This is a genomic window from Clavibacter sp. MX14-G9D (genome assembly GCF_032917815.1).
In the GTDB taxonomy this organism is placed as follows: Bacteria; Actinomycetota; Actinomycetes; order Actinomycetales; family Microbacteriaceae; genus Clavibacter; species Clavibacter michiganensis_K.
The window spans coordinates 1-4,674 of the sequence record NZ_JAVCVL010000203.1; the positions used below are offsets into that span (position 1 = coordinate 1).

Consider the following 4,674-nt stretch of genomic DNA (forward strand, 5'->3'; position numbering starts at 1 on the left):
CCCCCCCCGCCCCCCCGCCTCGCGGGTCGTGCCGGCGCCGATCAGCCCGCGGCGGCGGCCCCGGCCGGGTCGACGTCCCGCTCGAGCGGCGTCGCGTCCACCGAGGTGCCCACGTGCAGGCGGAAGGCGCCGGGCTCGCGCCGCCAGCCGCCGTCCCAGTGCTGGAAGGCGCGGGCGGCGATCGCGACGGGCACCTCCGCCGACGCGCCGGCCTCCAGGTGCACGGACGCGAAGCCCGCGAGCCAGCGGACCGGACGGTCCACCGCGGACGCCGGGCGCGACGCGTAGGCCTGCACGACCTGCTTGCCCGCGCGGTCGCCCGTGTTCGTCACGGTGACGGTCGCCGTGATCCCGCCCGCGCCGTCGTCGGACACGCGGAGGTCGTCGAGGGCGTGCGTCGTGTACCCGAGGCCGTGGCCGAACGGGTAGGCGGGCGTCGCGCCGGCGCGGAGCCAGGCGCGGTAGCCGACGTGGATCCCCTCGTCGAAGACGACCCGCCCGTCGACGGGCGTGACGCTCCGGACGGGCACGTCCTCCTCCGCGGCGGGCCACGTGGTGGGGAGGCGTCCGCCCGGCTCGACGGCGCCGAGGAGCACGTCCGCGAGGGCCGCGCCGAACTCCTGGCCGCCGAACCACGCGAGGAGGACCGCGTCCACCTCCTCCCGCCAGGGCAGGAGGACCGGGGAGCCGGAGTTGACGACCACGACGGTGCGCGGGGCGACGGCGGCGACGCGCCGCACCAGCTCGTCCTGGCGGCCCGGGAGCGCGAGGGAGTCGCGGTCGAAGCCCTCCGACTCCACCTGGGCGTTCGTTCCGACGACGACGATCGCGACGTCCGCGCCGGTCGCGGCCGCCACGGCCTCGTCGAGCAGGCGCTCCGGGTCGGACTCGTCGGCCTCGAGGCCCACCGTGATGCCGAGGATGCCCGCGAGGCCGCCCGGCATGGAGGTGAGCTCGAACTCCACCCTGAGGTCCACGGGCTCGCCCGCGGTCGCCGCCAGCGCGGCCGAGATCGAGGGCGGGGACATGAGGCTCGCGCCGAGGTCCATGCCGACGGGCGCGGCGCCGTCCTCGCGGAGGAGCGCGCCGTCGGCGTACACGCGGCCGCGGCCGGTGGCGCTGAAGCCGAAGAGCACCTCGCCCGTCGTCGTCGGGGTCCAGCGGGCCGTGATCTCGATGACCGCCGCCGTGCCCGTCGGGGCGTCGCCGCCGAAGTACATGAGGGTCGTCGCCCGGCGGTCCTCCGTGAACATCTCGCTGCCGTCCGCGTCGAGGAAGCGCACGAGCGCGCCCGGCTCGCCCGTGCGGGGGTTCCGGATCTCCGCCAACGGCAGCTCCTGGATCCCCTTCTGCACGACCGCGCCGCGCGCGTACCGCACGTCGACGCCGTCGGGCAGCGCGTCGCGGATCCCGTCGAGCGGCGTGACCACGTGCTCCGGGATGACCGTCGCGCTGCCCCCGCCCTGCGTGCGCGCCTCGACGGCGTTGTGGCCGATGACGGCGACGGTCCGGAGGGCGGATGCGTCGAGCGGGAGCGCCCCGCCCGCGTTCCGCACGAGCACGCTGCCGGCCGCGGCGGCGGTGCGCGCGAACGCGACGCCGTCCTCGACCGCGACGGGGGCGGGCGCGACGGCGTCGAAGCCCTCGAGCGCGCCGACCCGGGCGGCGAGCCGGAGGAGGCGGAGGACCTTGCGGTCGATGTCGCCCTCGAGCACGCGGCCGTCGCGCACGGCGTCGAGGAGCGCGGGGCCCCACGCGCCGAGCGGGCCGGGCATCTCCAGGTCCTGCGAGGCGCGCGCGGCGTCGACGCTGCGGACGCCCGTCCAGTCGCTGACCACGACGCCGTCGAAGCCCCACTCGGAGTTCAGCGGCGTCTCCAGCAGGTCGTTCTCCGTGGAGGTCGTGCCGTTGATGGAGTTGTAGGAGCTCATGACGAGCCAGGCGCGCGACTGGACGACGGCCTTCTCGAACGCCGCGAGGTACAGCTCCCGGAGCGCGCGCTCGGAGACGACGCTGTCCGCGGTGAACCGGTCGGTCTCGTACTCGTTGGCGACGTAGTGCTTGGGGGTGGCGCCGACGCCGTTCTCCTGGACGCCCCGCACGTACGCGGCGGCGAGGTCGGCGGTGAGGAGCGGATCCTCGCTGAACGCCTCGAAGTGCCGCCCGCCGTAGGGGGAGCGGTGCAGGTTGATGGTCGGGCCGAGCACGACGTCGACGCCCTTGCGGCGCGCCTCCACCGCGGACGCCCGGCCGTAGCGGGCCGCGATCCCGGTGTCCCAGGTCGACGACAGCGCGGAGGCGGACGGCAGGTTGAGCGAGGGGGAGCGCTCGTCCCACACCTCGCCGCGCACGCCGCTCGGGCCGTCGGAGACGAGCATGCGGCGGAGGCCGATCCCGTCCACGGGCCACGTGGTCCAGAAGTCGCGGCCCGTGACGAGCTGCACCTTCTGCTCGAGCGCGAGGCGCCCGACGAGCTCCTCGAGGCGGGCGGTGTCGGGGTCGAGCGGCGTGCTCTCGCGGGGGTCCATGGGTGCTCCTTCGGGGACGTCGGCGTCGGGGCGAGTCTCCTCGCCCCGGTCGGGTGCGGGGAAGACGGGGCCGCTCATCGGACGCCCTTCACGCGGAAGGCGGCCACCGCGCCGAGGAGGCCGGCGGCGGCGCCCGCGAGGAAGAGGCCCGGGTAGCCGGCGACGGCGACGACGCCACCGGCCGCGGTCGGGACGAGCGACTGGGGCAGCGCCTGCGCGATGTTCACGACGCCGAGGTCCTTGCCGTTGTCCGAGTCGCTCGGGAGCACGTCGGTGATGAGCGCGAGGTCGACGGCGTAGAACGAGCCGATGCCCGCGCCGATCACGAGCTGCGCCGCGTAGACGACGGCGAGGCTGGGGGCGAGGGCGAGGATCACGAGGCCGACGACCGCGACGAGCGCCGCGGCGGCCACGAACACCTTGCGGCGGCCGAGCCGGTCGCTCAGCCAGCCGGCCACGAAGGTGGTCGAGACCACGCCGATCACGTTGAAGAGGGTCGCGAGGAATACCGCGTTCGCGACGTCGGCCTCGGCGACGCCGAGGTCGTCGATGAGGTAGAGCGCCAGGTAGTTCGTGGCCGTGACGGCCGACGCGGTGAGCAGGAAGCGCATGAGCCAGGCCCAGCCGAAGTCGGGGTTCCTGCGCGGGTCGAACACGAAGGACCCGAGCAGCTCGCGGACGCCCAGGGGCGCCGCGGGGCGCTCGACGAGCACGCGGTCGCGGAAGACGAGCGCGAAGGCGACCACCACGGCCACGCCGACCGCGCCGGGCACGAGCACCTGCTGCGTCGTGGTGGCGAACAGCTGCACGATGAAGGTGCCGACCACGAGCGAGCCGTTCTGCGCGACGCCGACGGCGGCGGCGACGCGTCCGCGGTTGCGCGGGCGGGCGGAGTCGGCCATGACGGCGATGAGCGCGGCGATGGCGGCGTTGAAGCAGGCCTGCACGAGCATCCACGCGCCCACCAGGGCGAGCACCGTGGTCGCCTGCGTGAGGAGGACGAGCGCGCCGTAGCCGAGGACGACGCCGCCGATGATCCAGGGGCGCCGCATGCCGAGTCGGCCGGTCGTGCGGTCGGAGAGGCGGCCCGCGAGCGGGTTCACGACGAGCGCCACGATCGCGCCGAGGCCGAGCACGAGGCTCAGCGTCCCGGCGGTCCTCCCCGGCGCGACCTCGTTCACCTTGAGCGCGAGCGACACGATGATGGGCGGCAGCAGGGCCACGAAGAGGCCGAGGAGCGCGATGGGCATCCCGATCTCGGCGCGACGCGAGCCGGGCGGGCGGACACCGTCCCGGACGCTGGGGAGGGCGCGCGACGCGCCCTCGGTGTGCTGCTCTCGGACTGCGTCGGCCACGGTGCCTCCTGGTGTCTGGCCGCCCTCGTCGGCGGCTCGGCATGACGGTAGCACGCAAAACCGACCCGCGGTAGGTATTTGCCGTCGCCCGGGATCGCTAAGGTCGATCCATGGCAGGGGCAGAGGGGCCGCGGCGGTACGCCAAGGGGGCGACCCGGCGCCGCGAGATCCTCGAGGCCGCGCTCGCCCTCATCGCCGAGCGGGGGTACTCGGCGTCGTCCCTGCAGGAGATCGCCGACGCCGTGGGCATCAGCAAGGCGGGCGTCCTCCACTACTTCGAGTCGCGCGAGGCGCTCATCGCCGCCGTGCTCGAGGAGCGCGACGCGCACTCCGCCGCCGACCACCGCGACGCCATGCCCGACGCGGATCCCGCGGACATGGTGGGCGCGCTCCTGCACGCCAGCTCCCGCAACGCCGCGACGCCCGGGCTCGTCGCGCTGTACTCCCGCCTCGTCGTGGACGCGGCGGGCGTCGAGCACCCCGCGCACTCCTACATCGCCGACCGCTACGCGCGCGTCGTGGGGGCCCTCGCCGACCAGGTGCGCGACCTCGGCGTCGAGCTCCCGGCGGGCTGGCCCCGGGCCTCCTTCCCCCGCCTCGCCGTGGCCGTCAGCGACGGCCTCCAGCTGCAGTGGAGCTACCGCCCGGACATCGACATGCGCGATGCGCTCGAGCGCTCCATCCGGGCCCTGAGCGGCGGGGCGCTCCCGCTGCCGGCCGGGGAGCGCGCCGCGACCACGACCTGACCGCGCCCACCGCCGTGAGCGCGGTCGCCGTCCGCCGTGGCCGCC

The 4,674-nt window shown here is 75.5% G+C and carries 3 protein-coding genes; 1 reads left to right on the forward strand and 2 read right to left on the reverse strand.

Annotation, left to right across the window (positions count from 1 at the left end; translation table 11 throughout):
• Positions 1-41: 41 nt before the first annotated feature.
• Together Q6969_RS13015 and Q6969_RS13020 are read right to left on the reverse strand one after the other, a co-directional pair.
• On the reverse strand, positions 42-2,528 hold the full coding sequence (locus tag Q6969_RS13015; RefSeq protein ID WP_317230813.1) for a glycoside hydrolase family 3 C-terminal domain-containing protein: 2,487 nt from the start codon (positions 2,526-2,528) through the stop codon (positions 42-44).
• A gap of 74 nt (positions 2,529-2,602) precedes the next feature.
• Positions 2,603-3,883: an MFS transporter gene (locus Q6969_RS13020; RefSeq protein WP_317230814.1), complete on the reverse strand. Its 1,281-nt coding sequence runs from the start codon at positions 3,881-3,883 to the stop codon at positions 2,603-2,605.
• A gap of 110 nt (positions 3,884-3,993) precedes the next feature.
• Between Q6969_RS13020 and Q6969_RS13025 the strand changes: the two genes are divergently transcribed.
• A complete protein-coding gene (locus Q6969_RS13025; protein WP_317230815.1) occupies positions 3,994-4,629 on the forward strand; it encodes a helix-turn-helix domain-containing protein in 636 nt (211 codons plus the stop codon).
• Positions 4,630-4,674 lie beyond the last annotated feature (45 nt).

What these genes read in the sequence shown, in the direction of transcription:
- Q6969_RS13015 (WP_317230813.1), bottom strand. Translation starts at nt 2,528, where the DNA reads ATGGACCCCCGCGAGAGCACGCCGCTCGACCCCGACACCGCCCGCCTC.
- Q6969_RS13025 (WP_317230815.1), top strand. Translation starts at nt 3,994, where the DNA reads ATGGCAGGGGCAGAGGGGCCGCGGCGGTACGCCAAGGGGGCGACCCGG.